General features: G+C 67.3%; 25 protein-coding genes and 1 pseudogene. 20 read left to right on the top strand and 6 right to left on the bottom strand.

The genetic code is table 11. The features are described from left to right. Positions 1–321: 321 nt before the first annotated feature. From hda to FQS62_RS05255, 3 genes and pseudogenes are all read right to left on the bottom strand, one after another. Positions 322–1,028, bottom strand: a pseudogene (hda, locus tag FQS62_RS05265) (DnaA regulatory inactivator Hda). After that, positions 1,028–2,197 (bottom strand): AI-2E family transporter, encoded by a 1,170-nt coding sequence (locus tag FQS62_RS05260; RefSeq protein ID WP_049445813.1) that lies wholly within the window; start codon positions 2,195–2,197, stop codon positions 1,028–1,030. The pseudogene hda and the gene FQS62_RS05260 overlap by 1 nt, the downstream one beginning before the upstream one ends. Beyond that, the gene (locus FQS62_RS05255) at positions 2,194–3,333 is read right to left on the bottom strand and encodes a DUF2066 domain-containing protein (protein WP_088481067.1); all 1,140 of its coding nucleotides are present in this window, start codon (positions 3,331–3,333) and stop codon (positions 2,194–2,196) included. The genes FQS62_RS05260 and FQS62_RS05255 overlap by 4 nt, the downstream gene beginning before the upstream one ends. A gap of 99 nt (positions 3,334–3,432) precedes the next feature. Here FQS62_RS05255 and purM point away from each other — a divergent pair, with 99 nt between their 5' ends. From purM to FQS62_RS05220, 7 genes are all read left to right on the top strand, one after another. Next, on the top strand, positions 3,433–4,491 hold the full coding sequence (gene purM, locus FQS62_RS05250) for a phosphoribosylformylglycinamidine cyclo-ligase (protein WP_049445817.1): 1,059 nt from the start codon (positions 3,433–3,435) through the stop codon (positions 4,489–4,491). A gap of 22 nt (positions 4,492–4,513) precedes the next feature. Beyond that, the gene (locus tag FQS62_RS05245) at positions 4,514–5,002 is read left to right on the top strand and encodes a hypothetical protein (RefSeq protein ID WP_049445819.1); all 489 of its coding nucleotides are present in this window, start codon (positions 4,514–4,516) and stop codon (positions 5,000–5,002) included. Beyond that, on the top strand, positions 4,999–5,421 hold the full coding sequence (locus FQS62_RS05240; RefSeq protein ID WP_049445821.1) for a hypothetical protein: 423 nt from the start codon (positions 4,999–5,001) through the stop codon (positions 5,419–5,421). The genes FQS62_RS05245 and FQS62_RS05240 overlap by 4 nt, the downstream gene beginning before the upstream one ends. A gap of 41 nt (positions 5,422–5,462) precedes the next feature. Next, positions 5,463–6,125 carry a DUF2238 domain-containing protein gene (locus FQS62_RS05235; protein WP_049445823.1) on the top strand — a complete coding sequence of 221 codons (663 nt, stop codon included), beginning with the start codon at positions 5,463–5,465 and terminating at the stop codon, positions 6,123–6,125. Continuing rightward, complete coding sequence (gene purN / locus FQS62_RS05230) at positions 6,122–6,781, top strand: phosphoribosylglycinamide formyltransferase (protein WP_208044182.1); 660 nt, start codon at positions 6,122–6,124, stop codon at positions 6,779–6,781. Before FQS62_RS05235 ends, purN begins: the two co-directional genes overlap by 4 nt. Positions 6,782–6,849: 68 nt before the next feature. Further along, complete coding sequence (locus FQS62_RS05225; protein WP_099589292.1) at positions 6,850–7,674, top strand: DUF3108 domain-containing protein; 825 nt, start codon at positions 6,850–6,852, stop codon at positions 7,672–7,674. 2 nt (positions 7,675–7,676) lie between these two features. Beyond that, positions 7,677–8,360: a DUF3108 domain-containing protein gene (locus tag FQS62_RS05220; protein ID WP_049445829.1), complete on the top strand. Its 684-nt coding sequence runs from the start codon at positions 7,677–7,679 to the stop codon at positions 8,358–8,360. Between the two features lie 48 nt (positions 8,361–8,408). Here the strand turns inward: FQS62_RS05220 and FQS62_RS05215 are convergent, their stop codons facing one another. From FQS62_RS05215 to FQS62_RS05205, 3 genes are read right to left on the bottom strand one after another with little or no spacing between them, the layout of a single operon-like run. After that, positions 8,409–8,735, bottom strand: a complete 327-nt coding sequence (locus FQS62_RS05215) for a hypothetical protein (RefSeq protein WP_049445831.1) — start codon at positions 8,733–8,735, stop codon at positions 8,409–8,411. Continuing rightward, on the bottom strand, positions 8,732–10,003 hold the full coding sequence (gene murA, locus FQS62_RS05210; protein WP_049445833.1) for a UDP-N-acetylglucosamine 1-carboxyvinyltransferase: 1,272 nt from the start codon (positions 10,001–10,003) through the stop codon (positions 8,732–8,734). Before murA ends, FQS62_RS05215 begins: the two co-directional genes overlap by 4 nt. Before the next feature lie 21 nt (positions 10,004–10,024). After that, positions 10,025–10,255 carry a BolA family protein gene (locus FQS62_RS05205; RefSeq protein ID WP_005408396.1) on the bottom strand — a complete coding sequence of 77 codons (231 nt, stop codon included), beginning with the start codon at positions 10,253–10,255 and terminating at the stop codon, positions 10,025–10,027. 54 nt (positions 10,256–10,309) lie between these two features. Between FQS62_RS05205 and FQS62_RS05200 the strand changes: the two genes are divergently transcribed. The 13 genes from FQS62_RS05200 to ptsP all read left to right on the top strand — a co-directional run bounded on the left by FQS62_RS05200 (position 10,310) and on the right by ptsP (position 20,888). Then, complete coding sequence (locus FQS62_RS05200) at positions 10,310–11,311, top strand: KpsF/GutQ family sugar-phosphate isomerase (protein WP_049445836.1); 1,002 nt, start codon at positions 10,310–10,312, stop codon at positions 11,309–11,311. Positions 11,312–11,377: 66 nt separating this feature from the next. After that, positions 11,378–11,926, top strand: coding sequence for a KdsC family phosphatase (locus FQS62_RS05195; RefSeq protein ID WP_208044181.1), 549 nt, complete (start codon positions 11,378–11,380; stop codon positions 11,924–11,926). Further along, positions 11,923–12,498 carry an LPS export ABC transporter periplasmic protein LptC gene (gene lptC, locus FQS62_RS05190; RefSeq protein WP_049445839.1) on the top strand — a complete coding sequence of 192 codons (576 nt, stop codon included), beginning with the start codon at positions 11,923–11,925 and terminating at the stop codon, positions 12,496–12,498. The genes FQS62_RS05195 and lptC overlap by 4 nt, the downstream gene beginning before the upstream one ends. A gap of 104 nt (positions 12,499–12,602) precedes the next feature. Then, the gene (gene lptA / locus FQS62_RS05185) at positions 12,603–13,154 is read left to right on the top strand and encodes a lipopolysaccharide transport periplasmic protein LptA (RefSeq protein WP_049445841.1); all 552 of its coding nucleotides are present in this window, start codon (positions 12,603–12,605) and stop codon (positions 13,152–13,154) included. After that, entirely contained in the window at positions 13,154–13,873 is a 720-nt protein-coding gene (gene lptB, locus FQS62_RS05180) for an LPS export ABC transporter ATP-binding protein (protein WP_010483646.1), read from the top strand. Before lptA ends, lptB begins: the two co-directional genes overlap by 1 nt. 39 nt (positions 13,874–13,912) lie before the next feature. Further along, positions 13,913–15,334, top strand: coding sequence for an RNA polymerase factor sigma-54 (locus FQS62_RS05175; protein ID WP_088481061.1), 1,422 nt, complete (start codon positions 13,913–13,915; stop codon positions 15,332–15,334). A 58-nt stretch (positions 15,335–15,392) separates the two neighbouring features. Then, the gene (raiA, locus tag FQS62_RS05170) at positions 15,393–15,710 is read left to right on the top strand and encodes a ribosome hibernation-promoting factor, HPF/YfiA family (protein WP_004147311.1); all 318 of its coding nucleotides are present in this window, start codon (positions 15,393–15,395) and stop codon (positions 15,708–15,710) included. A 21-nt stretch (positions 15,711–15,731) separates the two neighbouring features. Then, positions 15,732–16,184, top strand: a complete 453-nt coding sequence (locus FQS62_RS05165) for a PTS sugar transporter subunit IIA (RefSeq protein ID WP_049445845.1) — start codon at positions 15,732–15,734, stop codon at positions 16,182–16,184. Beyond that, positions 16,181–17,131, top strand: coding sequence for an HPr(Ser) kinase/phosphatase (gene hprK, locus FQS62_RS05160; RefSeq protein ID WP_005408388.1), 951 nt, complete (start codon positions 16,181–16,183; stop codon positions 17,129–17,131). The genes FQS62_RS05165 and hprK overlap by 4 nt, the downstream gene beginning before the upstream one ends. Positions 17,132–17,158: 27 nt before the next feature. Then, positions 17,159–18,043: an RNase adapter RapZ gene (gene rapZ, locus FQS62_RS05155; RefSeq protein ID WP_049445847.1), complete on the top strand. Its 885-nt coding sequence runs from the start codon at positions 17,159–17,161 to the stop codon at positions 18,041–18,043. 418 nt (positions 18,044–18,461) lie between these two features. After that, positions 18,462–18,854: a PTS sugar transporter subunit IIA gene (locus FQS62_RS05150; RefSeq protein WP_010483657.1), complete on the top strand. Its 393-nt coding sequence runs from the start codon at positions 18,462–18,464 to the stop codon at positions 18,852–18,854. Further along, on the top strand, positions 18,847–19,116 hold the full coding sequence (locus FQS62_RS05145) for an HPr family phosphocarrier protein (protein ID WP_046983647.1): 270 nt from the start codon (positions 18,847–18,849) through the stop codon (positions 19,114–19,116). Before FQS62_RS05150 ends, FQS62_RS05145 begins: the two co-directional genes overlap by 8 nt. Before the next feature lie 2 nt (positions 19,117–19,118). Next, positions 19,119–20,888, top strand: a complete 1,770-nt coding sequence (gene ptsP, locus FQS62_RS05140; protein WP_049444185.1) for a phosphoenolpyruvate--protein phosphotransferase — start codon at positions 19,119–19,121, stop codon at positions 20,886–20,888. Positions 20,889–20,972: the final 84 nt, after the last annotated feature.

Genomic DNA, 20,972 nt, shown 5'->3' with positions numbered 1-20,972 from the left:
GCTTCGCTGCGCTTGCTCTGGTGACGACCAACGGTCGTCACCCACCACAAGCAAGACACGTGTCGACCAAGGTCGACACCCACCAACAGCAGTCAGCAGTGCAGTACGCAATCCCGGCAGATCGCGGGAACCTGTCGAAGGCGGGGTGGGTCCGGTTGCGGGGGCGTGAGCCGCATGGATGCGGCGACCGAGCTTACATGGACGTACTTGCAGCGTCCCGCGCAACCGCCCCCCCCCCCCGCCATCCCACGGATAGCCAGCTTTTGACGTTGACGTTGCTTCTGCGGGTGCAGGGCGCAGCCCTGCAAACAAACCCCACCCTCAGTATCGAGGCCGGCCTTCTTCCAGCACCTGGCGCAGGAACGGCACGGTGATCCGCCGCTTCGCCGCCAGCGATTCGCGATCCAGCCAATCCAGCAGCGTGATCAACCCACCCAGCTCGCGCCCGGTGTGCGACAGCAGCCACTCGATGGACGCCTCGTCGATCGCCAGCCCACGCCGCAGCGCGCGCTCGCGCAGCACCGCTGCCCGACCTTCCTCGTCCAGCGGCTGCAGCAGCACACGCACGCACTGGCCCAGCCGCGAACGCAGGTCGGGCAGTACCAGGCCCAGTTCTTCCGGCGCCTTCTGCGCCGTGTACAGCACGGTCACACCTGCAGCGCGCGCGCGGTTGTGGAAATCAAACAGCGCGATCTCGTCCTCGCGGTTGCCGGCGACCTCGTCCAGGCCGTCCAGCGCCACCAGCTCGCGTGCTTCCAGCCCGTCCAGCGCCGCGCGTACGCGCCCCGCGGCGCTGGCCAGCGGTACGTAGGTCGGCAGCCGCCCGGCCTGCTCTGCGCTGGAGCACATCGCCAGCGCTGATGGGTCTTGCCGGTGCCCGCCGCACCCTCCAGGTAGACCCAGTCGTGGCTGGCACCCACCGCGATCGCGCGCAGCTGCGCCAGCGCGCCGTCCGGCGCGCCGATGAAGGTCTCCAGGCGCTGGTCCCGCGGGTAATGCAGGGCCAGCGGCAGTTGCGGCACACCCATCACTTCAGGTCGGGGCCCTTGTCATTCGGAATGATGATATGGGGCTGGTCAACAACACCATCAAGCACGATCGCCGGCTTCTCACCCACGTACAGCTCGCTCTGGCGATAACGCTGGTGCGCGTAGCGCAGCAGCACGTTGGTCACCGCTGCCACCGGCAGCGCCAGCAGCATGCCGAGGAAGCCGAACAGCTGGCCACCGGCCATCACCGCAAAGATCACCGCCACCGGGTGCAGGCCGATCTTGTCGCCGACGATGCGCGGGGTCAGCACGTAGCTTTCCAGCAGCTGGCCCACGGTGAACACCACGCCGACCAGGATCAGCAGCTTCAGGTCGAAGCCCTGCGCCTGCACCAGCGCGGCCACGATCGCCATCAGGATGCCGGTGGTCGCGCCCAGGTAGGGAATGAAGCTGATCAGGCCGGCAATCAGGCCGATCAGCAGGCCCAGCTTGAGGCCGACCAGTGACAGGCCACCGGCATAGATCACGCCCAGCGCCAGCATCACCAGGAACTGGCCGCGGATGAACGCGCCCAGCACCTCGTTGGATTCACGCGCCAACGCGCTGATGGTGCCGATCTGGTTGCGTGGAATCACCGACGCCACCCGCTCGACCAGCTTGTCCCAGTCACGCAGGAAGTAGAACGCCAGGATCGGCAGCAGCAGGATGTTGACCACCCAGGTCACCATCGCAAAGCCCGAGCGCGAGACATAGCCCATGAACGTGGTCGCGAAGCCGCCGGCCTGCTGCCAGTGGCTGCGCACCCATTCGATCAGGCGGTCCGGGTCCATCCACTGCATCACTTCCAGGCCGGTCTTCTGCTCGAACCAGGGAATGCCCTTTTCCATCAGCCACGCCTGTGCCTGCGGCGCCGCCGCGATCAAGGTGGTGATCTGGCGCTCGATCATCGGCACCAGCACCAACAGCAGCGCCACGATCACCAGCACCATCGCCGCGAACACCAGCACCACGCCGGTCATGCGCGAACGGCCGGTGGCCTCGATGCGGTCCACCAGCGGATCGCCCAGCCAGGCCAGCGCCAGCGCCAGCACGAACGGGGTCAGGATCGGCGCCAGCAGCCATACCACCCAGCCGATCAGGCCGGCGAACAGGATGTACTTCAGGCGGCGCAGGAACTGCGCGATTTCCGCTTCCGGGGTCAGGTTCATCGCAGGCGGTACTCGTTGCTGACCGGCGCAGCGACCGGGGCACCGGTGGTGTCGTCGATCGGCGTCGGCAGGGCAGGCAGCGCGGCGCTAGGCACCAGTACACCGTTGTCGCCCAGCATGCGGTTGAAGCCGACCAGGCCGGTGGTCATCTCCAGGCTCAGCTCCAGCTGGCCAGCCGAAGCGTGCAGCGGGGTGACGTTGCGCACCACCGGCACCTCGCGCAGGCCGGCAGCCAGGCGCAGGTAGTCATCGGCGCTGTTGATGCCGGTGACCACCACCCGATAGGTGCCGGCCTGGCCGACGGCCGCGCCGGCCTTGGCATAGCGCTTGACCAGCGCATCGGCGGCACCATCGGCACCGGCGGCCATCGCGCGCATGGCGTTGGCGTCCTTGCTGGTCCACTTGTTCAGCTCACGGCCGTTGTCGACGAACACCCAGTCCGCCTGCCAGCCGCCGTTGGCGCGGTACAGCTTGCCGATCAGCTGCATCGGCGGCGAGTAGCGCGAAGAGGCGCGGGCCACGGCGGCGCTGTCCTGGCGCCAGATGGCACCGGCCAGCGCCTGTTCGGCGGCACCACCGCTGGGCAGGCCCAGCTTGTAGCCACGTTCGATGGCGCGGTTCAGCAACGGGCGCGCGGCGTTGGCCTGCTGCACGCTGACCAGTCGCGGACCGCTGCCGTCGTCGACGGCCAGCCACAGCACCGGCTTCGGTCGCGGCTGCGGCCACAGCGGCAGGCCCAGCGCCGACACCAGCGAATCGACATCGTCCTCGCGGAAGCGGGCCACCAGCAGGGTACGGAAGCTGGGGGCGCCACTGGCGCTCACGCTCTGGTCCTGCTTGTAGTCGTAGCTGGCCACGTAATCCTTGGCATTGCGCAGCGCCTGCGCCACGCCAGGGCGCGACATCACGCTGCGATCGCCGGACAACTTGCCCAGTACCACGCTCAAGGCGCGGGCCAGGGCGCCGTTGCGATCGGCTTCGGCCTGGCTGTTGACGGGCACTTCGGCCTCGTACGCGCCAGTGGCGGTGGCAACATCACCCTCGGTGCGCAGGCCGCTCTGGGCCATCGTGGCCACCGGCAGGCTCAGCGCAAGGAGCAGGGTCAGAATCAGGCTGCGGCGCATCAGGACATCCATTGGCTCGACGTATCCGGGGGAATTGTTGCCCGAATACGGCCTTTGCGCCAATGCGGCCTGTTAAAATCGGCCGTTCAACCCCTGCCAGCGCCGACGCCCGTGACCAACACCCCGTCTTCCGCCCCCTCCCCCCTCACCTATCGTGACGCGGGTGTCGACATCGACGCCGGCAACGAACTGGTCGAGCGGATCAAGCCCCTGGTCAAGCGCAGCTTCCGCCCGGAAGTGATGGGCGGCCTGGGTGGCTTCGGCGCCCTGTTCGACCTGTCCAACAAGTACCGCGAGCCGGTGCTGGTGTCGGGTACCGATGGCGTGGGCACCAAGCTGAAGCTGGCCCACCAGCTGAACCGCCACGATACGATCGGTATCGACCTGGTCGCCATGTGCGTGAACGACGTGCTGGTGCAGGGGGCCGAGCCGCTGTTCTTCCTGGACTACTTCGCCACCGGCAAGCTGGACATCGACACCGCCGCGGCGGTCGTGGGCGGCATCGCCAACGGCTGCACCGAGGCCGGCTGCGCCCTGATCGGCGGCGAAACCGCTGAAATGCCCGATATGTATGCCCCCGGCGAGTACGACCTGGCCGGCTTCACGGTGGCTGCGGTCGAGAAGAGCGAGCTGAAGGACGGCGCCAGCGTGGCTGCCGGCGACGTGCTGATCGGCATCGCCTCCTCCGGCCCGCACTCCAACGGCTACTCGCTGGTGCGCCGCATCTACGACCGCGCAGGCCGCCCGGCCGATCTGGAGCTGGAAGGCGGCGTGAAGCTGGTCGATGCCCTGATGGCGCCGACCCGCCTGTACGTCAAGCCGATCCTGTCGCTGCTGAAGTCGCACGGTGCCGCCATCCATGGCATGGCCCACATCACCGGTGGCGGCCTGACCGAGAACATCATCCGCGTGGTGCCCGAAGGCCTCGGCCTGGACATCCAGGCCTCGTCCTGGACCCTGCCGCCGGTGTTCCAGTGGCTGCAGAAGGAAGGCGCGGTAGCCGACAGCGAAATGTGGCGCACCTTCAACTGTGGCATCGGCTTCGTGCTGATCGTGGCGCCGGACCAGGTGGCCGCACTGTCCGACGCGGTCAAGGCGCAGGGCCTGGAGCACTGGACCATCGGCCAGGTGGTCACCGCCGAAGGCGCCGAGCGCGTCCACATCGGCTGATCCCGGCAACCCAGGAGCCCGCATGGACGCAACGCCCCCCTTGTCGCCCACACCCGTGCCGCCGCCGCTGGCGACGGTACCGGTGTTCAGCGCGCAGGATGCCGACCACCTGCGCATGCTGGCCATCGCGCACTACGTGGTCGGCGGGCTGATCGCGCTGTTCTCGCTGATCTTCATCATCCACATCGTGCTGGGCATCACCGCGCTCACCGGCAACCTGCCGATGAATTCCGGCGGCCAGCCGTCGTCGCCGGCCGAGCAGCGCCTGTTCGGCTGGATATTCACCATCGTCGGCTGCGTCATCGTGTTCGGTGGCGTGACCCTGGGCGCGTTCGTGGCCTACGCCGGCCGCTGCCTGACCCGTCGCCGCCGCTACCTGCTGTGCCTGATCGTGGCCGGACTGGCTTGCCTGTTCGCGCCGATCGGCACTGCGCTGGGGGTGTTCAGCCTGATCACCCTGCTGCGGCCGCAGGTCAAGGCCGCCTTCGACCTTCCCGCCGCGACCGCATGACCGCCTCCGGCAATCCGCCGCCGCTGCCGCACGAGGCCCTGGCGCAGCTGCAGCTGACCAGCCATCTGCAGACCCTGAAAGTGCTGTTCTACGCGTTGGCCGGCTTCCATTGGGTCGCCACAGTGGCGTTCCTCGGCCTCAGCGGCTGGGTGGCCGAGTCACGCGGGCTGGACGATGCCTGGATGCTGACCACGGTCTATGCGTCGATCGCCGCACTGGCGGCCGTGCTGGGCTTCGTGCAGCTGCACACCGCGCGCCAGCTGTCACATCGCACCGGGCTGGCCTGGTGCCAGCGCGCAGCCTGGCTGGGCGTACTGGCCGGCCCGCTGGGCATGGGCCTGGCCGCCTATGCCTGGGTGTTCCTGTCCAAGCCTGAAATGGCCGCGCTGTTCGACCGTGGTGACCACCTCAGTGTCTGAACCTGCCGGCAGACGTCCCGTCCTTTCCTGATCGATTTCCCATGTCCGCGCCTGCGCTACCGACCACCGCTTCGCCCACCACCCACCGTTTCTCGGGCCCCAAGAAGCTGGCCTTTGCTGCCGTGCTGGCGGTGTTTGCAATCAGCTGGGTCCACCCGCTGTGGCCTACCGAGCAGGCCCTGCACAGCACCCTGACCGTGGTCGGGCTGGCCGCGCTGCTGTGGGTCGACCGTCGCGGTGGCTGGTTGGACAACGGAGCCTTCATCGCCATCTGCGGCTTTATCGCTCTGCACTGCGTGGCCGCGCGCTGGCTGTATTCCAACGTGCCCTACGACGCCTGGGCGCAGACGCTGACCGGCTGGTCGCCGAATGCGGCCTTCGGATGGCAGCGCAACCATTTCGACCGCCTCATCCACTTCCTGTTCGGCGTCTGCTTCACCCCCGCGCTGCTGCAGCTGGCGCGCCATGCGTGGCCGGCGCTGCGGCTGGGCCAGGCCTTCACCCTGGCGGTGATGACGGTGATGTGCGCCAGCCTGGTCTACGAGTGGTTCGAGTGGGCCATCGCGCTGGCCCTGTCGCCGGATGCCGCCGAAGCCTACAACGGGCAGCAGGGCGACATGTGGGACGCGCATGCCGACATGCTGATGGCCACCGTGGGCAGCCTGCTGACCTGGCCGTTGGTCCGCCGGAGCGTCCAGCAATGACCGCGCCCACCCGCATTGCCGTGCTCGCCTCCGGTCGCGGCAGCAACCTGCAGGCCATCCTCGATGCCATTGCCGACGGCCGCCTGCCCGCCGAGGTGGTCGGCGTGTTTTCCGACCGCCCCGCCGCGGAGGCCCTGCAGCGCGTTGCACCGGACCTGCGCTGGGCGCACGCACCGAAGTCCTTCAGCGACCGCGCCAGCTACGAGCAGGCGCTTGGCGATGCGCTGGCCGCAGTACAGCCGGACTGGATCGTCTGCGCCGGCTACATGCGCATCCTCGGCGCGGCCTTCGTACAGCGCTTCAATGGCCGCCTGGTCAACATCCATCCATCGCTGCTGCCGCTGCACAAGGGCCTGGACACCCACGCCCGTGCGCTGCAGGCCGGCGACGCCGAACACGGTGCCAGCGTGCATCTGGTCGTGCCCGAGCTGGATGCGGGCGCAGTGCTGGCGCAGGTACGTGTACCGGTGCAGCCGGATGATGACGCGCAGGCCCTGGCCGCGCGCGTGCTGGCGGTGGAGCATCCGCTGCTGATCGCCACCTTGGAGCTGTTGTGCGCCGGCCGCCTGGCTGAACGGGAGGGCCAGCCGCAACTGGACGGTCACCCCCTGTTTAGCCCATTGGCCCTAGATTCCGCCGGGAACCTGAACCGGTAGTCCCCATGCACACGCCCCGCTGACTGCGGGGCTGGCATCCTGCCCTCCTCCTGCGGTTCCTGTCCTTCATGAAGACCACGACCCTGCTGCCCACTTCATTGCTGCTGTCGCTTGTCGTGTTCCCCGGCGTAGGCTGGGGCCAGGCACAGGCGCCCGCCACCTCGCCGGCAGCGGTGCCTGCGGCGCAGCCGCCTGCCAATGCCCCGGCCGTACCGATGCCACCGGCACTGGCCTGGGAGCCACCGCCGCTGCAGCCGTTCAGCGCCACCTACCAGGCCTTCTACAAGGGCAAGGAAGCGGGTGATGCCAGCATGCAGGTCACCCACACCGGCGGCAGCCAGTGGCGGGTGGACATGCAGGTGGTCGGCCGCCGCGGCTTTGCCAGCGTGCTGGGCCTGAACATCGAACAGAGCACGGTGTTCGAGGAACGCAGCGGCGTGTATGCGCCGCTCAGCCAGAGCACGGTGCGCAAGGGCCTGTTCCTGGGCAAGAAGGCGGTCGGCACCTACAACTGGCAGGCTGGCACCGCGCAATGGACCGGTGACGTCAAGAAGGAACGCGCGCAGCCGATCCCGCTGCAGGCGGGCGACCAGAGTGCGCTGCTGATCAATCTGGCGATCATGCGCGATGCCCGTCCGGGCGCCACCCTGCATTACCGCTACGTGGACATGGGCAAGGTCCGCGAACACGATTACCAGGCCGCGCCGCAGACCGAGAACGTCGAGGTCGGCGACCTGTCCTACAACGCGCTGCGGGTCTACCGGACCAACGGTGGCAGAAACGAAACCATTCTCTGGATCGCCAACGGTGTCCCCACCCCGGTGCGCATCCTGCAACGCGAAGACGGCGAAGACCGCGTCGATCTGCGCCTGATCGAATACCAAGGAGTCTGAGCATGAACACCCTGACCCGCCCCCTCACCTGGATCGCAGCCGCTGCCCTGACCGTGGCCAGCCTGCCAGCCATGGCCCTGGAACCGTTCAAGGCGGATTACCTGGCCAGCTACATGGGCATGCAGGCCAACGGCACCATGACCCTGGCCAGCGAAGGCAGCAACAAGTGGCGCTACAGTCTGCAGGTGAAGAACCAGCTGGCCGACCTCAGCCAGAGCACGGTGTTCGAGGAAGTACGTGGCCAGCTGCGCCCGCTCAGCAGCCAGGACCGTTCGGCGCTACTGGTGAAGAAGCGCAATGTGCAGGCCAACTACAACTGGACCAGCAACCAGGCCACCTGGACCGGCGACATCAAGCCGGACCGCGCGGGCCCCATCGCGCTGAAGGCGGGCGACATGGACGCGTTGCTGATCAACCTGGCGATCGCCCGTGACCTCGCCGCCGGCAAGCCGCTGACCTATCGCATGGTCGACGAAGGCCGCATCAAGAACATGACCTACCGCGTGATCGGCAAGGAGTCGATCACCGTGGGCGGCAAGAGCTACGAGGCCACCAAGGTCTCGCGTGCCGACGGCAACAAGGAGCTGATCGCCTGGATCGTGCCGGAGTTCCCGGTGCCGGCGCGCATGCTGCAGCGTGAGAGCGGCCGCGATGCGCTGGACCTGACCATCAGGGCGATGAACTGACCGGAGATCCGCGCACCCAGAAAAACGCCCGCTTTCGCGGGCGTTTTCTTATTTCTTCGCTTCGGCCGGCTTCTCTTCGGCCGCCTTGAACTCGGTGCGGCAGTCCACGCGGATCTGCTCACCGGTGCTGCGCCAGACGAAGGTGCGGCAATGACGGTTGCCGTCCTGGCTGTCGTTCACCGCGACCGCATAGAACGACTCGATGATTTCATCACGCGTGACCGTGCCATCACCGTTCCAGTCCATGTCCTTCTGCTCGATGCCCTGGGTGATGGCGATGTTGGCGTACCAGGCATAGCCCAGCCATGCCAGCACGATCAGCACCAGGGCCAGCAGCGCCTTGCGACGGGGGCTGAACTTGCCGCGCAGGATCATGGCACGCGCCGGATGGTGGCGCCGAGCGAAGACAGCTTCTCTTCGATGTTCTCGTAGCCACGATCAAGGTGGTAGATGCGGTCGATGGTGGTATCGCCGCTGGCCATCAGGCCGGCCAGGATCAGCGAGGCCGAGGCGCGCAGGTCGGTGGCCATCACCGGTGCACCGCTCAGGTGCTCGCTGCCACGCACGATGGCCGTATGTCCTTCGACCTGGATATCCGCACCCAGACGCAGCAGTTCGTTGACGTGCATGAAACGGTTCTCGAAGATCGTTTCGTTGATCACGCCCACGCCGTCGGCCACGCAGTTGAGCGCCATGAACTGCGCCTGCATGTCGGTCGGGAATGCCGGGTACGGCGCAGTGGTCAGGTTCACCGCCTTCGGCCGCTTGCCCTGCATGTCCAGGGTGATGGTGTCATCGGTGGTCTCGATCGTCGCGCCAGCCTCGACCAGCTTGGACAGCACCGCGTCCATGGTGTTCGGGCGCGCACGGTTGACCGTAACCTTGCCACCGGTCATCGCCGCAGCCACCAGGAAGGTACCGGTCTCGATGCGGTCGGGCAGCACTTCGTGGCGGCCACCGGACAGGCGCTCGACGCCTTCGATCACCAGGCGGGCGGTGCCCAGGCCTTCGATCTTTGCGCCCAGTGCGATCAGGCAATGCGCCAGATCGGTCACTTCCGGTTCCATCGCGCAGTTGTCGAGGATGGTGGTGCCTTCGGCCAGCACCGCGCCCATCAGCACGTTCTCGGTGCCGGTGACGCTGACCATGTCGAAGGTGAAATGGCCGCCCTTCAGGCGCTTGGCGGTGGCCTTGATGAAGCCGTTCTCGACCACGATCTCGGCACCCAGCGCCTGCAGGCCCTTGATGTGCTGGTCGACCGGGCGCGAGCCGATCGCGCAGCCGCCCGGCAGCGACACTTCCGCCGCGCCGAAGCGGGCCAGCAGCGGGCCCAGCACCAGGATCGAGGCGCGCATGGTCTTGACCAGCTCGTAGGGTGCCACGTGCTGGTTGACCGGACGCGGGTCGACCACGATCGCGCTGCCGCGCGACAGCGTGCCCTGGTCGATGGTGACCTTGGCGCCGAGCTCGCCCAGCAGCTTCACCGTGGTGACCACGTCGTGCAGGTGCGGCACGTTGGTGATCTCCACCGGCGCATCGGCCAGCAGGGTCGCGCAGAGAATGGGGAGGACGGCGTTCTTGGCGCCGGAGATGCTCACTTCACCGTGCAGCGCAGCGCCGCCGGTCACAACGATCTTGGCCATGTATTCGGGATCTTCTGCGGTTCAGCCGGCTTCGGCCGGGGTCACGGTTTTCAGCGCCAGCGCGTGGATCGCGCCGCCCATCAGGTCGCCCAGCGTGGCATACACCATGCGGTGGCGGGCCAGCGGCATCTTGCCGGCAAAGGCCTCGCAGACCACGGTCGCTTCGAAATGCACGCCATCGTCGCCCTGCACGTCGGCGCGAGCGCCGGGCAGGCCGGTTTCGATCAGATTGCGGATGGTGTCGGCGTCCAACGGGCTTTCCTAATAAAATGTGCCTCCATTCTACTTCCGCTGCGTGGCGTCCGCATGGCCGAATCCCTGTTGCCCCCCCGTTCCGTCGACCCTGCCGGCCTGGTCGCCAGTGGCCGCCGCGTCTTCGAGATCGAGCGGCAGGCGCTGGATGCCGTGGCCGACCGCCTTGGCGAGGCCTTCCAGCAGGCCTGCCAGGCGATCCTGGCCAGCCGCGGGCGGGTGGTCGCCACCGGCATGGGCAAGTCCGGGCATATCGCCCGCAAGATCGCCGCCACCCTGGCGTCCACCGGTACGCCGGCGTTCTACGTGCATCCCGGTGAAGCCGGCCACGGCGACCTGGGCATGATCACCGAGGACGACGTGGTGCTGGCCCTGTCCTATTCGGGCGAGTCCGACGAGGTGCTGATGCTGCTGCCGGTGCTCAAGCGCCAGGGCAACGTGCTGATTTCCATGACCGGGCGCCCACAGTCCAGCCTGGCCACCGCTGCCGACATCCATCTGGACGTCAGCGTGCCGGCCGAGGCGTGCCCGCTGGCGCTGGCGCCGACCTCCAGCACCACCGCCTCGCTGGCGATGGGCGATGCGCTGGCCGTGGCCCTGCTCGACGCACGCGGCTTCACCGCCGACGATTTCGCCCGTTCACACCCGGCCGGCAGCCTCGGCCGCCGCCTGCTGCTGCACATCACCGACGTGATGCACACCGGCGACGACCTGCCCAGCGTGGGCGCCGACGCCAGCCTCAGCGAAGCGCTGGTGGAGATGAGCCGCAAACGGCTGGGCATGACCGCCGTGGTCGATGCCGACGGTGTGCTGATCGGCCTGTTCACCGACGGTGACCTGCGCCGTGCACTGGACAGCGCGCTGGACGTGCGTACCGCGAAGATCGCCGATGTGATGACGCGCAACCCGCGCACCATCGGCGCCGACCAACTGGCGGTCGAGGCGGCCCGGCTGATGGAGACCCACAAGATCACCGGCCTGATCGTGGTCGATGGCCAGGGACGCGCGGTCGGTGCCCTGAACATTCATGACCTGTTGCGGGCCCGGGTGGTTTAACCGACAGTCCATCGACCCCATTCATCCTGTAACGCCGCACCTGCCCCCAACGAGCCTGCCGCCCTGATGCCCTGGTCCCCCCTGCCCGCCTTCCCCACCCACCTGCATGCCGCTGCGGCCCGAATCCGCCTGGCCTGCTTCGACGTGGACGGCACCCTCACTGACGGTCGGCTGTACTACGACAAGGACGGCAACGAGAGCAAGGCGTACTTCGTGCAGGATGGTCTGGGTCTGAAACTGCTGCAGCAGGGCGGTATCCACCCCGTGCTGATCACCGCGCGCAACAGCCAGTCCGCGCTCAAGCGCGGCGCCGACCTCGGCATCGATACCCAGATCGCCGTGGGCGACAAGCTGGCCAGCGTGCAGGCGCTGTGCGCGCAGCATGGCATCGGCCTGGAACAGGTGGCGTTCATGGGCGATGACCTGCCCGACCTGGCGCCACTCGGCGCGGTCGGCCTGGCGGTGGCCCCGGCCAACGCCCATCCATGGATCGCCGAGCGCGTGCACTGGCAGACCCGCAGCGAGGGTGGGCGTGGCGCCGCGCGCGAGCTGTGCGACATCCTGCTGGCCGCGCAGGGGCATGTGGACGCCGTACTGGCGAGGTACGGCGCATGAACCTGCCCACCCTCAACTGGCGCACCGCGCTCGGCATCGGCCTGCTGCTGGCCGCCCTGCTGAGCAGCTGGGCGGCGCTGCGCAACCGCGACAAGGGGCCAGCCAAGGGTGGCCAGGAAGTCGGCGTGGACTACGTCCTGCACGACTTCCAGATCGTCGCCCTGGATGAGCAGGGCAAGGAATCGACCACGCTGCGTGCGCCGCTGCTGGAGCGCCAGCGCGGTGACCAGACCATCAACATCGCCACGCCGCTGTTCGAGATGCCGGACAAGGATGGCAAGCACTGGACCCTGCGTGCCGAGACCGGCTGGCTCAGTGCCAAGGGCGACGAGATGAAGCTGCGCGGCAATGTCGCTGGCGACAGCCCGGCCGGCCCGGGCACCGTGCCGACCACCTTCCGCACCGACCATCTGGACGTGTTCCCAAAGGAAAACCGCGCCCGTACCGACGCCCTGGTGACCATGACCCGCCCCGGCATGGAACAGTCCGGCGTCGGCTTCGAAGTGGATTCGAAGAACAACACGTATCATTTCCTCAGCCAGTCCAAGGGCCGCTACACGCCCAAGCGCTGATTCCGCCGCCAGCCTGCGACGTCTCCGGACAGGCGCAAGGCCGGCAGCTCCACCCGCCCGCCCCCGGTCCAGCCGGGAGGCCCCCACCGGTAGAACGGACCCCGATGAAGATTCCCTTTGCCGCCGTACTCGCGCTTGGTCTTCTTGTCCCCAGCGCCGCCTTCGCCAAGTCCACCGACCGCAACGAAGACATGCACATCGATTCCGGCGCCCAGTCGGGCATGCTCACCGGCGACGGCAAGACCGTGCTGTCGCAGGGCGTGATCATCACCCAGGGTACGCTGGACCTGCGCTCGTCCGAGGCCGAGATCTACCTCAAGGACGGCGAAGCGGTGCGTGTGGTGTTCACCGGCAAGCAGGCCAAGATGAAGCAGCAGCTTGATGACGGCACCTGGATGGATGCCCTGGCCGACCGCATCGACTACGACATCAAGACCGAGATCATCACCCTGACCGGCAACTACAAGGTCACCAGCGCGCGCGGCACCAACGCTGGCCAGCGCATGGTCTACAACACCCGTACCGGCGAAATGAACTCCGGTGGCGACGGCAGCCGCGTGCGCACCGTCATCCCGCCGAAGAGCAAGACCCCGGCCGCGCCTGCGGCACAGCCCAAGGCCACCACGCCGGCACAGCCGGCCGGGAGCAAGAAGTAATGCTCGTCGCCAAGGGCCTGCGCAAGAAGTACAAGCAACGCGAAGTCGTCAAGGACTTCGGGCTGACGCTCGACGCCGGTGAAGTGGTCGGCCTGCTCGGCCCCAACGGCGCCGGCAAGACCACCTGCTTCTACATGATCGTCGGCCTGGTTGCGGCTGACGCTGGCAGCATCGTGCTTGATGGCAAGGACATCACCGGCGACCCGATGTATACCCGCGCCAAGCAGGGCGTGGGCTACCTGCCGCAGGAACCGTCGGTATTCCGCAAGCTGACCGTGGCCGACAACATCCGCCTGGTGCTGGAACTGCGCGAGGACCTTGATTCGAAGGGCCGCGAGCGCGAATTGAACAGCCTGCTCGACGAACTGCAGCTGGGCCACGTCGCCGACCAGCTCGGCGCCAGCCTGTCCGGTGGCGAACGCCGCCGCTGCGAGATCGCCCGCGCACTGGCCGCACAACCGCGCCTGATCCTGCTCGACGAACCGTTCGCCGGTGTCGACCCGATTTCGGTCGGCGAGATCCAGCGCATCGTCACCCACCTCAAGCAGCGTGGCATCGGCGTGCTGATCACCGACCACAACGTGCGGGAGACCTTGGGTATCTGCGACCGCGCGTATATCCTCGCCGAGGGCAGCGTGCTGGCCCAGGGTTCGCCGGAGGCGATCCTGGACAACGCCGATGTACGTCGCGTCTACCTCGGGGATTCCTTCAAGCTGTGAAGCAGTCGCCGGGTCCCTTTCCTTCCTTTCGGCACAGGCATGAAGACTCGGCTGCAGACATCGTTGGGACAGCAACTGGTGCTCACGCCCCAGTTGCAGCAGGCGATCAAGCTGCTGCAGATGTCGGCCACCGAGCTGGAGCTGGAGATCGCGCAGGCAGTGGAAAGCAACCCGCTGCTGGACTGGGCCGACAGCAACGACAGCAGCGCCGCCAATGAAGGCAGCGATGGCAACGACAACGAAGCGCCTGCAGAGCGCAGCGATGAGGGCGACGACTGGGCGCCGACCGAACTGGACTGGAGCGCGGCCGGCAGCGGCGGCAGCTTCGACGATGACGACGACAATGGCAGCGCCGCCGAGCGCGTAGCCGAAACCGAAACACTGGCCGACCATCTGCTGTGGCAGCTGCATCTGTCGCATCTGTCCTCGCGTGATCGCAGCATCGGTGCCGCACTGATCGATGCACTGGACGACGACGGTTACCTGCGCGAGCCGCTGGCCACCATCGCTGAAACCCTGCTGCCGGCGATCCACGCCGGCGAGGACGAGATCCTCGCCGTGCTGCATCGCATCCAGCGCTTCGATCCGGTGGGTGTGGCTGCACGCACGCTGGGCGAATGCCTGCTGCTGCAGCTGGATGTGCTGGCCGGCGACACGCCCGGCCTGATCCTGGCGCGACAGATTGCCGCAGGACCCTTGGAACGTTTGCCGCGCAGCGGCGTCGCCGGGCTTGCCCATGAGTTGAAGCAGCCGCTGGACGCGGTCGAGACTGCTGTCGCGTTGCTGCGCTCACTGGACCCGCGCCCGGGCACGCAGATCGCACCATTGTCGCAGGACACCTATGTGGTGCCGGATGTGGTGGTGTGGCGGCAGAACGGCGTGTGGCGCGCTGCGCTGGCCGCGCATGCCGGACCGAAGGTGGTGATCCACCGCGGTTACGAGCAGCTGATCCGACGCTGTGGTGATGCCGATGCCGGCTACCTGCGTGCACAGCTGCAGGAAGCGCGCTGGCTGCTGAAAGGGCTGCAGCAGCGTGGCGAAACCCTTCTGCGCGTCGTGCGCAGCCTGATCCTGCAGCAGGCCGGCTTCCTGGAATTCGGCGAGCAGGCGCTGCGTCCACTGACCCTGCGCGAGATCGCCGCCGAGCTCGGCCTGCACGAATCCACGGTCTCGCGCGCGATCGCCCGCAAGCACGTGCGTACCCCACGCGGCACCCTGCCGCTGCGCGCCTTCTTTGCCTCGGGCATCGATACCGAGGGCGGCGGTGAGGCGTCCAGTACCGCCATCCAGGCGATGATCCGGCGCCTGATCGACGACGAGAACCCGCGCAAGCCGCTTTCTGACGCCAAGCTGGCTGACCTGCTCAAATCGTCGGGAATTCCAGTAGCGCGACGCACCGTGGCGAAGTATCGTGAAGCCATGAACATTTCCGCCTCGCACGAAAGGGTCAGAATCGCTTGACGCGCCGCCGCGCCCGGCGGAGAGGTTCATTGGCACATCCGAACACAGGAGAAACCCGATGCGCATCGAAACGTTTGGCAAAGATGTCGAAGTCACCCCGGCCCTGCAGTCCTATGTAGAGGAGAAGCTGGCCCGGATCGGAAAGCACTTCGACCAGCACTGCGAAGCGCGGGTGACCCTCAAGCTGCAGAAGACCGAGCACCACGTCGACGCCAGCCTCAACATCCCCGGCCAGACCCTGCACGCCGAGGCCAATGCCCAGACCATGTATGCCGCGATCGACCTGCTTGCGGACAAGCTTGACCGTCTGGTGATCAAGCACAAGGAGAAAAAACAGCAGCACGCACCGCTGCCGGTGGGCGACAATGGTGGCTGATCGCCACCGTTCCCCGCAGACATGCCCCTGACTGACCTCCTGGCGGCCGTGCAGACCCAGCTCTGCACGGCCACCGACCGCGACAGCGTCCTGCAGGCCGCCGCCGGGTTGCTGGCCTGCCGCCAGGCCAACGCCGAACAGATCTATCTGAACCTGTGCCAGCGCGAAGCGCTGGGCAGCACCGCGATCGGTCACGGCATCGCCATTCCCCACGGCCGCGCGCCAGCCCTGGACCGCCCCCGTGGCGCCCTGCTGCGGTTGGCCACCCCGGTCGACTTCGGTGGCGACGAGCCGGTGGACCTGGTGTTCGCAATGGCCGTCCCCGCCCACTACACCCACCAGCACCTGATGCTGCTGTCCGAGTTGGCCGAGCTGTTTTCCGCGCCGGACATCCGCCAGGCACTGCGCGCAGCCGGCGATGCCCGTGCCCTGCGCGAGGCGCTGGACATGACCCCACCTGCGAGTGCCGCATGAATACCAGCATCACCGCCCGTGAACTGTTCGAACAGCAGCGCGAGCGGCTGGGGCTGCGCTGGGCTGCCGGCAAGTCCGGCGAGAAGCGCGAACTGGAGGCCGGCAACACAGTCTCGCGGCGTCCGTCGCTGGCCGGCTATCTCAATGCGATCTATCCCAACAAGGTGCAGATCCTGGGCACCGAAGAGCTGTCCTGGCTGGATGCGCTGGAACCACGCCAGCGTTGGGAGACCATCGAAAAGATCATGCAGTCGCACCCGCTGGCGCTGGTGCTGACCCGCAACCAGGCCTGCCCGGAAGACCTGCGCGCCGCCGCGGATGAATCCGGCACGCCGCTGTGGCTGTCACCCAAGCGCGGCCACGAACTGCTCAACCATCTGTCCTACCACCTGGCCCGTACGCTGGCGCCGCGGGTCATCCTGCATGGCGTGTTCATGGAGATCTATTCCATCGGCGTGCTGATCACCGGCGAGGCCGGATCGGGCAAGAGCGAACTGGCACTGGAGCTGCTCAGCCGCGGCCATCGCCTGGTGGCAGACGATGCCCCCGAATTCACCCAGATCGCACCCGACGTACTCGACGGCACCTGCCCCGAGCTGCTGCAGGACCTGCTGGAAGTGCGCGGCCTGGGCGTGCTGAACGTGCGCGAGATGTTTGGCGACACGGCTGTAAAGAAGAACAAGTACCTTCGGCTGATCGTCCACCTGACCAAGCCGATGACCGAACCCACCCCGCATGGCTACGAGCGCCTGACCGGCGACTCGGGCACCCGCCATGTGCTGGACCTGGATGTTCCGCTGATCACCCTGCCGGTGATGCCTGGCCGCAACCTGGCCGTGCTGACCGAAGCCGCCACCCGCCTGCATATCCTGCGCACCAAGGGGATCGACCCGGCGGCGATGTTCATCGCCCGTCACAGCAACCTGCTGGAACGGCGAACGCCCTGATTCCCCTGTCCCCCGAAGAGCCTGTCCATGAGCACCGCAACCCCCTCCGCCCCGACCCTGATCATCGTCAGCGGCCTGTCCGGCTCGGGTAAATCCGTCGCCCTGAAGACCTTCGAGGACCAGGACTACTACTGCTCGGACAACCTGCCGATCAATCTGCTGCCCGACTTCGTGCGCAGCCTGCTGGCCAACCATGACGGCAGCGCACCACGCCGCCTGGCCGTAGGCATCGACGTTCGCGGCCAGTCCGACCTGAGCCAGCTGGGCAACTGGCGGCAGCTGGCCACCGATGCCGGCGTGGAAGTGAAGGTGCTGTTCTTCGAAGCCAGCGACGAGGCCGTGCTCAAGCGCTACGCCGATACCCGTCGCCGCCATCCGCTGAGCCAGCTGGGGCTGTCACTGCCCGAAGCGATCGCCCGCGAGCGCGAGCTGACCGCTCCCTTGCGCCGCGAGGCCGATGCGGTGATCGATACCAGCAACCTCAACGTGCACCAGTTGCGGCGACGGATCATCACCGAGTTCGCGTTGGACCACGCCACGCGCCTTTCGCTGCTGTTCGAATCGTTCGCGTACAAGCGGGGCGTGCCGGCCGAGGCGGACTTCGTGTTCGACGCGCGCGTGCTGCCCAATCCGCACTGGGACCCGGACCTGCGCGCGCTGAGCGGCCGTGAGCCCGGCGTGCGCGATTACCTGGAAGCGCAACCGGACGTGCAGCGCTACCTGGCCCAGCTGATGGATTTCCTCGATACCTGGCTGCCGAAGCTGGGTGATGGCACCCGCAGCTACGTGACCGTGGCGTTTGGCTGCACCGGCGGCAAGCATCGCTCGGTGTTCCTGGCCGAGCGCATGGCCCGGCATGCCCGCGAGATGGGCTGGGAAGACGTGGCGACGTATCACCGCGAACAGGATTGAGAGAGTCGGCCGGGGCTGCGCCCGGCACCCGTCGGTAGTGCCGGCCGCTGGACGGCAACAGCAACAGCAAAAGCAAAAGCGGCATTCCGTGGGATGGAGGGGCGATGTGGGCAGGCAGGACACGCCGTGAACCCCTCCCTGAGGGCTCGATGGCGCCATCCATGGCGCCAACGGTCCTGCCTGCCCACACCGCCCCGCCTCTGACAGATTCCGTGTGCTGTTGGTGGGTGTCGACCTTGGTCGACACGGTAGATCCACGCCATGCGTGGATGAATCGCTGTCAGGCATCGAAAAACGGATGGCGTCGGATCTCTTTTTCAACGAAAAAGGGCACGCCAGCGAGCAACACTGAATACGGGACACAGTGCCCCTCATCTGCTGCTATCGCCAATTCACCTTGACCTGTTAACGTGCAGTAATGACCTGTGGCATTCTCCTCGTAACACATCCCGGGGTCGGGACCGCCCTGCTTGACGTGGCGACCCGGCTCCTGCGGCAGTTGCCGCTGAAAACAGAAGCTTTCGAAGTACCGTTCGACGCAGACCTGGACGCCCTGCTTCCGCTCGCCTCGGCCGCCCTGCGGCGGGTCGATGGCGGGGAAGGCGTGCTGATCCTGACCGACCTGTACGGTGCCAGCCCCGCCAACCTTGCCGGGCAGCTGGCCCGGCTGGGGACCCCGGTTCGCCGGGTGTCGGCGCTGAGCCTGCCGATGTTGCTGCGGGTGATGAATTATCCGGAACAGGGACTGGATCAACTGCCCGCCACAGCCGCGGCGGGTACCCGTAATGGAGCGATAGTCGACGATGCTTGAACGAGAACTCACCGTCAGCAACCGCCTGGGCCTGCATGCCCGGGCCACCGCCAAGCTGGTGCAGACCCTGGCGCCGTTCCGCTGCAACGTGACCATGGCCGCCAAGGGCCGTGAGATCAACGCCAAGAGCATCATGGGCGTGATGCTGCTGGCCGCGGGCCAGGGTACTCCGGTCACGGTGCGTATCAACGGCGAGGACGAAGCTGCCGCGATGGAGGCGGTGGTCGGCCTGTTCGAGCGCCGCTTCGACGAGGACAACTGAGCGTGCCACGCGCACGCGCCGGCCAGGTCAGTTCCGGCCAACGGCCGGTACAGCTGCTGGCCGGCCATGGTGCGGCCCGTGGCACCGCGATGGGCCGGGCCCGCGTACGCCTGCCACATGCGCTTGAAGTCGCCGAACAACGCGTCGCCGCGCACCAGGTCGAAGCCGAACTGGCCCGCCTGCATCGAGCGGTGGATGCCGCACGCATGGAAATGCACGAGCTGCGACAACGCCTGCAGGGTGCACTGAACCAGGAAGTGGGCGAGTTCCTTGACCTGCATGCGCTGCTGCTGGACGATCCCGAGCTGCTGTTCGGGCTGGACGAGCTGATCCGCAGTGGCCCCTACAGTGCCGGCTATGCACTGCGTCTGCAGCGTGACCGCCTGGCCAAGGTCTTCGATGGCATGGACGATGCCTATCTGAAGAGCCGCATGGACGATCTCGATCATGTGATCGGCCGCATCCACGCCTTCCTGCAGCCCGAGCGGCCGCCAGCCGTGAAAGGCCTGGCGGGCGAAATCCTGGTCTGTGACAACATCGCGCCTTCCGAACTGGCGCAACTGCAGACGCAGGGGGTGGTCGGCATCGTCACCGCTGCCGGCAGCGCGCTGTCGCACAGCGCGATCCTGGCGCGCAGCCTGCACCTGCCCTTGATCGTCAACGTGCCGCAGCTGCTCAGCCGCATCGCCGATGGCGACGTGCTGATCATCGACGGCGCCGACGGCAGCATCACCGCCAACCCGCAGGCTGACAACCTGCGTGACTACCGCGCGCGCCTGAAAGAGCATGCGCGCGAGCAGCGCGAGCTCGGCCGCCTGCGCAGCAAACCCAGCCGCACCCGCGACCAGGTCGACATCGCCCTGCTGGCCAATGCCGAATCGCTGGAGGACGTCACCCAGGCGCATGCGCTGGGCGCGCAGGGACTGGGCCTGTACCGCACCGAATTCCTGTTCCTGCAGCGCAACGAGCTGCCGGACGAAGAAGAACAGTTCCAGACCTACCGCGATGCCGCGTTGGGCATGAGCGGGCGGCCGGTCACCATCCGCACGCTCGATCTGGGCGCGGACAAGGCCGACCGTACCGGCCTGACCCTGAGCAACGAAGAGAACCCGGCGCTGGGCCTGCGCGGTGTACGCCTGTCGCTGGCGCGGCCGAAAGTGGCTGACACCCAGCTGCGCGCGATCCTGCGTGCCTCGGCCTACGGCAAGCTGCGCGTGCTGGTGCCGATGGTCAGCACCCGCGAAGAGTTGCTGGCGGTGCGTCGGCGCATGTTCAAGTTGACCGAACAGCTGCGCGGCGAAGGCCACATGGTGTCCGACCACGTGCCACTGGGCGCGATGATCGAGGTTCCGGCCGCCGCGCTGGCGCTGGAGAGCTTCATCGACCTGGTCGACTTCCTGTCGATCGGCACCAACGACCTGGTGCAGTACCTGCTGGCCGCCGATCGCAACAACGAAGCACTGGGCGAACTGTATTCGCCACTGCACCCGGCCGTGCTGCGCCTGCTGCAGATGGTGATCGAGACCGGCGCACGTCATCGCATCCCGGTGGCGGTCTGCGGCGAAATCGCGGGTGACTCAAGGATGACCCCGCTGCTGCTGGCGCTGGGCCTGACCGAGTTCAGCCTGCACCCGGGCACGCTGCTGGAAGTGCGCCGGGCCGTCCGCGAAGCCGACCTGGGTGCCCTGCGCGCCCGCGCACCGAAGCTGCTGGCCGCACGCGACCGCCGCGCCATCGAGCGCTGGCTGGCGCTGGTGGCGGATACGCCCTGAGCGCCAAGGGTGGTGCCGGCCGCCACCCGGCGGCTATGCGTTGAAACATCCCCTTGCGATAATGACGCGCTGAACACCCCTGTT

This window comes from Stenotrophomonas sp. SBJS02, assembly GCF_020428325.2.
Classification (GTDB): domain Bacteria; phylum Pseudomonadota; class Gammaproteobacteria; order Xanthomonadales; family Xanthomonadaceae; genus Stenotrophomonas; species Stenotrophomonas africana.
Note: the sequence above shows the minus strand (reverse complement) of the source record. Positions and strands in the feature narration are given on the sequence as shown.

What these genes read in the sequence shown, in the direction of transcription:
- FQS62_RS05220 (WP_049445829.1), top strand. Translation starts at nt 7,677, where the DNA reads ATGAACACCCTGACCCGCCCCCTCACCTGGATCGCAGCCGCTGCCCTG.
- hprK (WP_005408388.1), top strand. Translation starts at nt 16,181, where the DNA reads ATGAATACCAGCATCACCGCCCGTGAACTGTTCGAACAGCAGCGCGAG.
- FQS62_RS05215 (WP_049445831.1), bottom strand. Translation starts at nt 8,735, where the DNA reads ATGATCCTGCGCGGCAAGTTCAGCCCCCGTCGCAAGGCGCTGCTGGCC.
- FQS62_RS05245 (WP_049445819.1), top strand. Translation starts at nt 4,514, where the DNA reads ATGGACGCAACGCCCCCCTTGTCGCCCACACCCGTGCCGCCGCCGCTG.
- FQS62_RS05260 (WP_049445813.1), bottom strand. Translation starts at nt 2,197, where the DNA reads ATGAACCTGACCCCGGAAGCGGAAATCGCGCAGTTCCTGCGCCGCCTG.
- lptC (WP_049445839.1), top strand. Translation starts at nt 11,923, where the DNA reads ATGAACCTGCCCACCCTCAACTGGCGCACCGCGCTCGGCATCGGCCTG.
- FQS62_RS05200 (WP_049445836.1), top strand. Translation starts at nt 10,310, where the DNA reads ATGGCCGAATCCCTGTTGCCCCCCCGTTCCGTCGACCCTGCCGGCCTG.
- FQS62_RS05165 (WP_049445845.1), top strand. Translation starts at nt 15,732, where the DNA reads ATGCCCCTGACTGACCTCCTGGCGGCCGTGCAGACCCAGCTCTGCACG.
- lptB (WP_010483646.1), top strand. Translation starts at nt 13,154, where the DNA reads ATGCTCGTCGCCAAGGGCCTGCGCAAGAAGTACAAGCAACGCGAAGTC.
- raiA (WP_004147311.1), top strand. Translation starts at nt 15,393, where the DNA reads ATGCGCATCGAAACGTTTGGCAAAGATGTCGAAGTCACCCCGGCCCTG.
- FQS62_RS05175 (WP_088481061.1), top strand. Translation starts at nt 13,913, where the DNA reads ATGAAGACTCGGCTGCAGACATCGTTGGGACAGCAACTGGTGCTCACG.
- FQS62_RS05145 (WP_046983647.1), top strand. Translation starts at nt 18,847, where the DNA reads ATGCTTGAACGAGAACTCACCGTCAGCAACCGCCTGGGCCTGCATGCC.
- FQS62_RS05225 (WP_099589292.1), top strand. Translation starts at nt 6,850, where the DNA reads ATGAAGACCACGACCCTGCTGCCCACTTCATTGCTGCTGTCGCTTGTC.
- FQS62_RS05255 (WP_088481067.1), bottom strand. Translation starts at nt 3,333, where the DNA reads ATGGATGTCCTGATGCGCCGCAGCCTGATTCTGACCCTGCTCCTTGCG.
- FQS62_RS05235 (WP_049445823.1), top strand. Translation starts at nt 5,463, where the DNA reads ATGTCCGCGCCTGCGCTACCGACCACCGCTTCGCCCACCACCCACCGT.
- murA (WP_049445833.1), bottom strand. Translation starts at nt 10,003, where the DNA reads ATGGCCAAGATCGTTGTGACCGGCGGCGCTGCGCTGCACGGTGAAGTG.
- rapZ (WP_049445847.1), top strand. Translation starts at nt 17,159, where the DNA reads ATGAGCACCGCAACCCCCTCCGCCCCGACCCTGATCATCGTCAGCGGC.
- lptA (WP_049445841.1), top strand. Translation starts at nt 12,603, where the DNA reads ATGAAGATTCCCTTTGCCGCCGTACTCGCGCTTGGTCTTCTTGTCCCC.
- FQS62_RS05240 (WP_049445821.1), top strand. Translation starts at nt 4,999, where the DNA reads ATGACCGCCTCCGGCAATCCGCCGCCGCTGCCGCACGAGGCCCTGGCG.
- purN (WP_208044182.1), top strand. Translation starts at nt 6,122, where the DNA reads ATGACCGCGCCCACCCGCATTGCCGTGCTCGCCTCCGGTCGCGGCAGC.
- FQS62_RS05150 (WP_010483657.1), top strand. Translation starts at nt 18,462, where the DNA reads ATGACCTGTGGCATTCTCCTCGTAACACATCCCGGGGTCGGGACCGCC.
- FQS62_RS05195 (WP_208044181.1), top strand. Translation starts at nt 11,378, where the DNA reads ATGCCCTGGTCCCCCCTGCCCGCCTTCCCCACCCACCTGCATGCCGCT.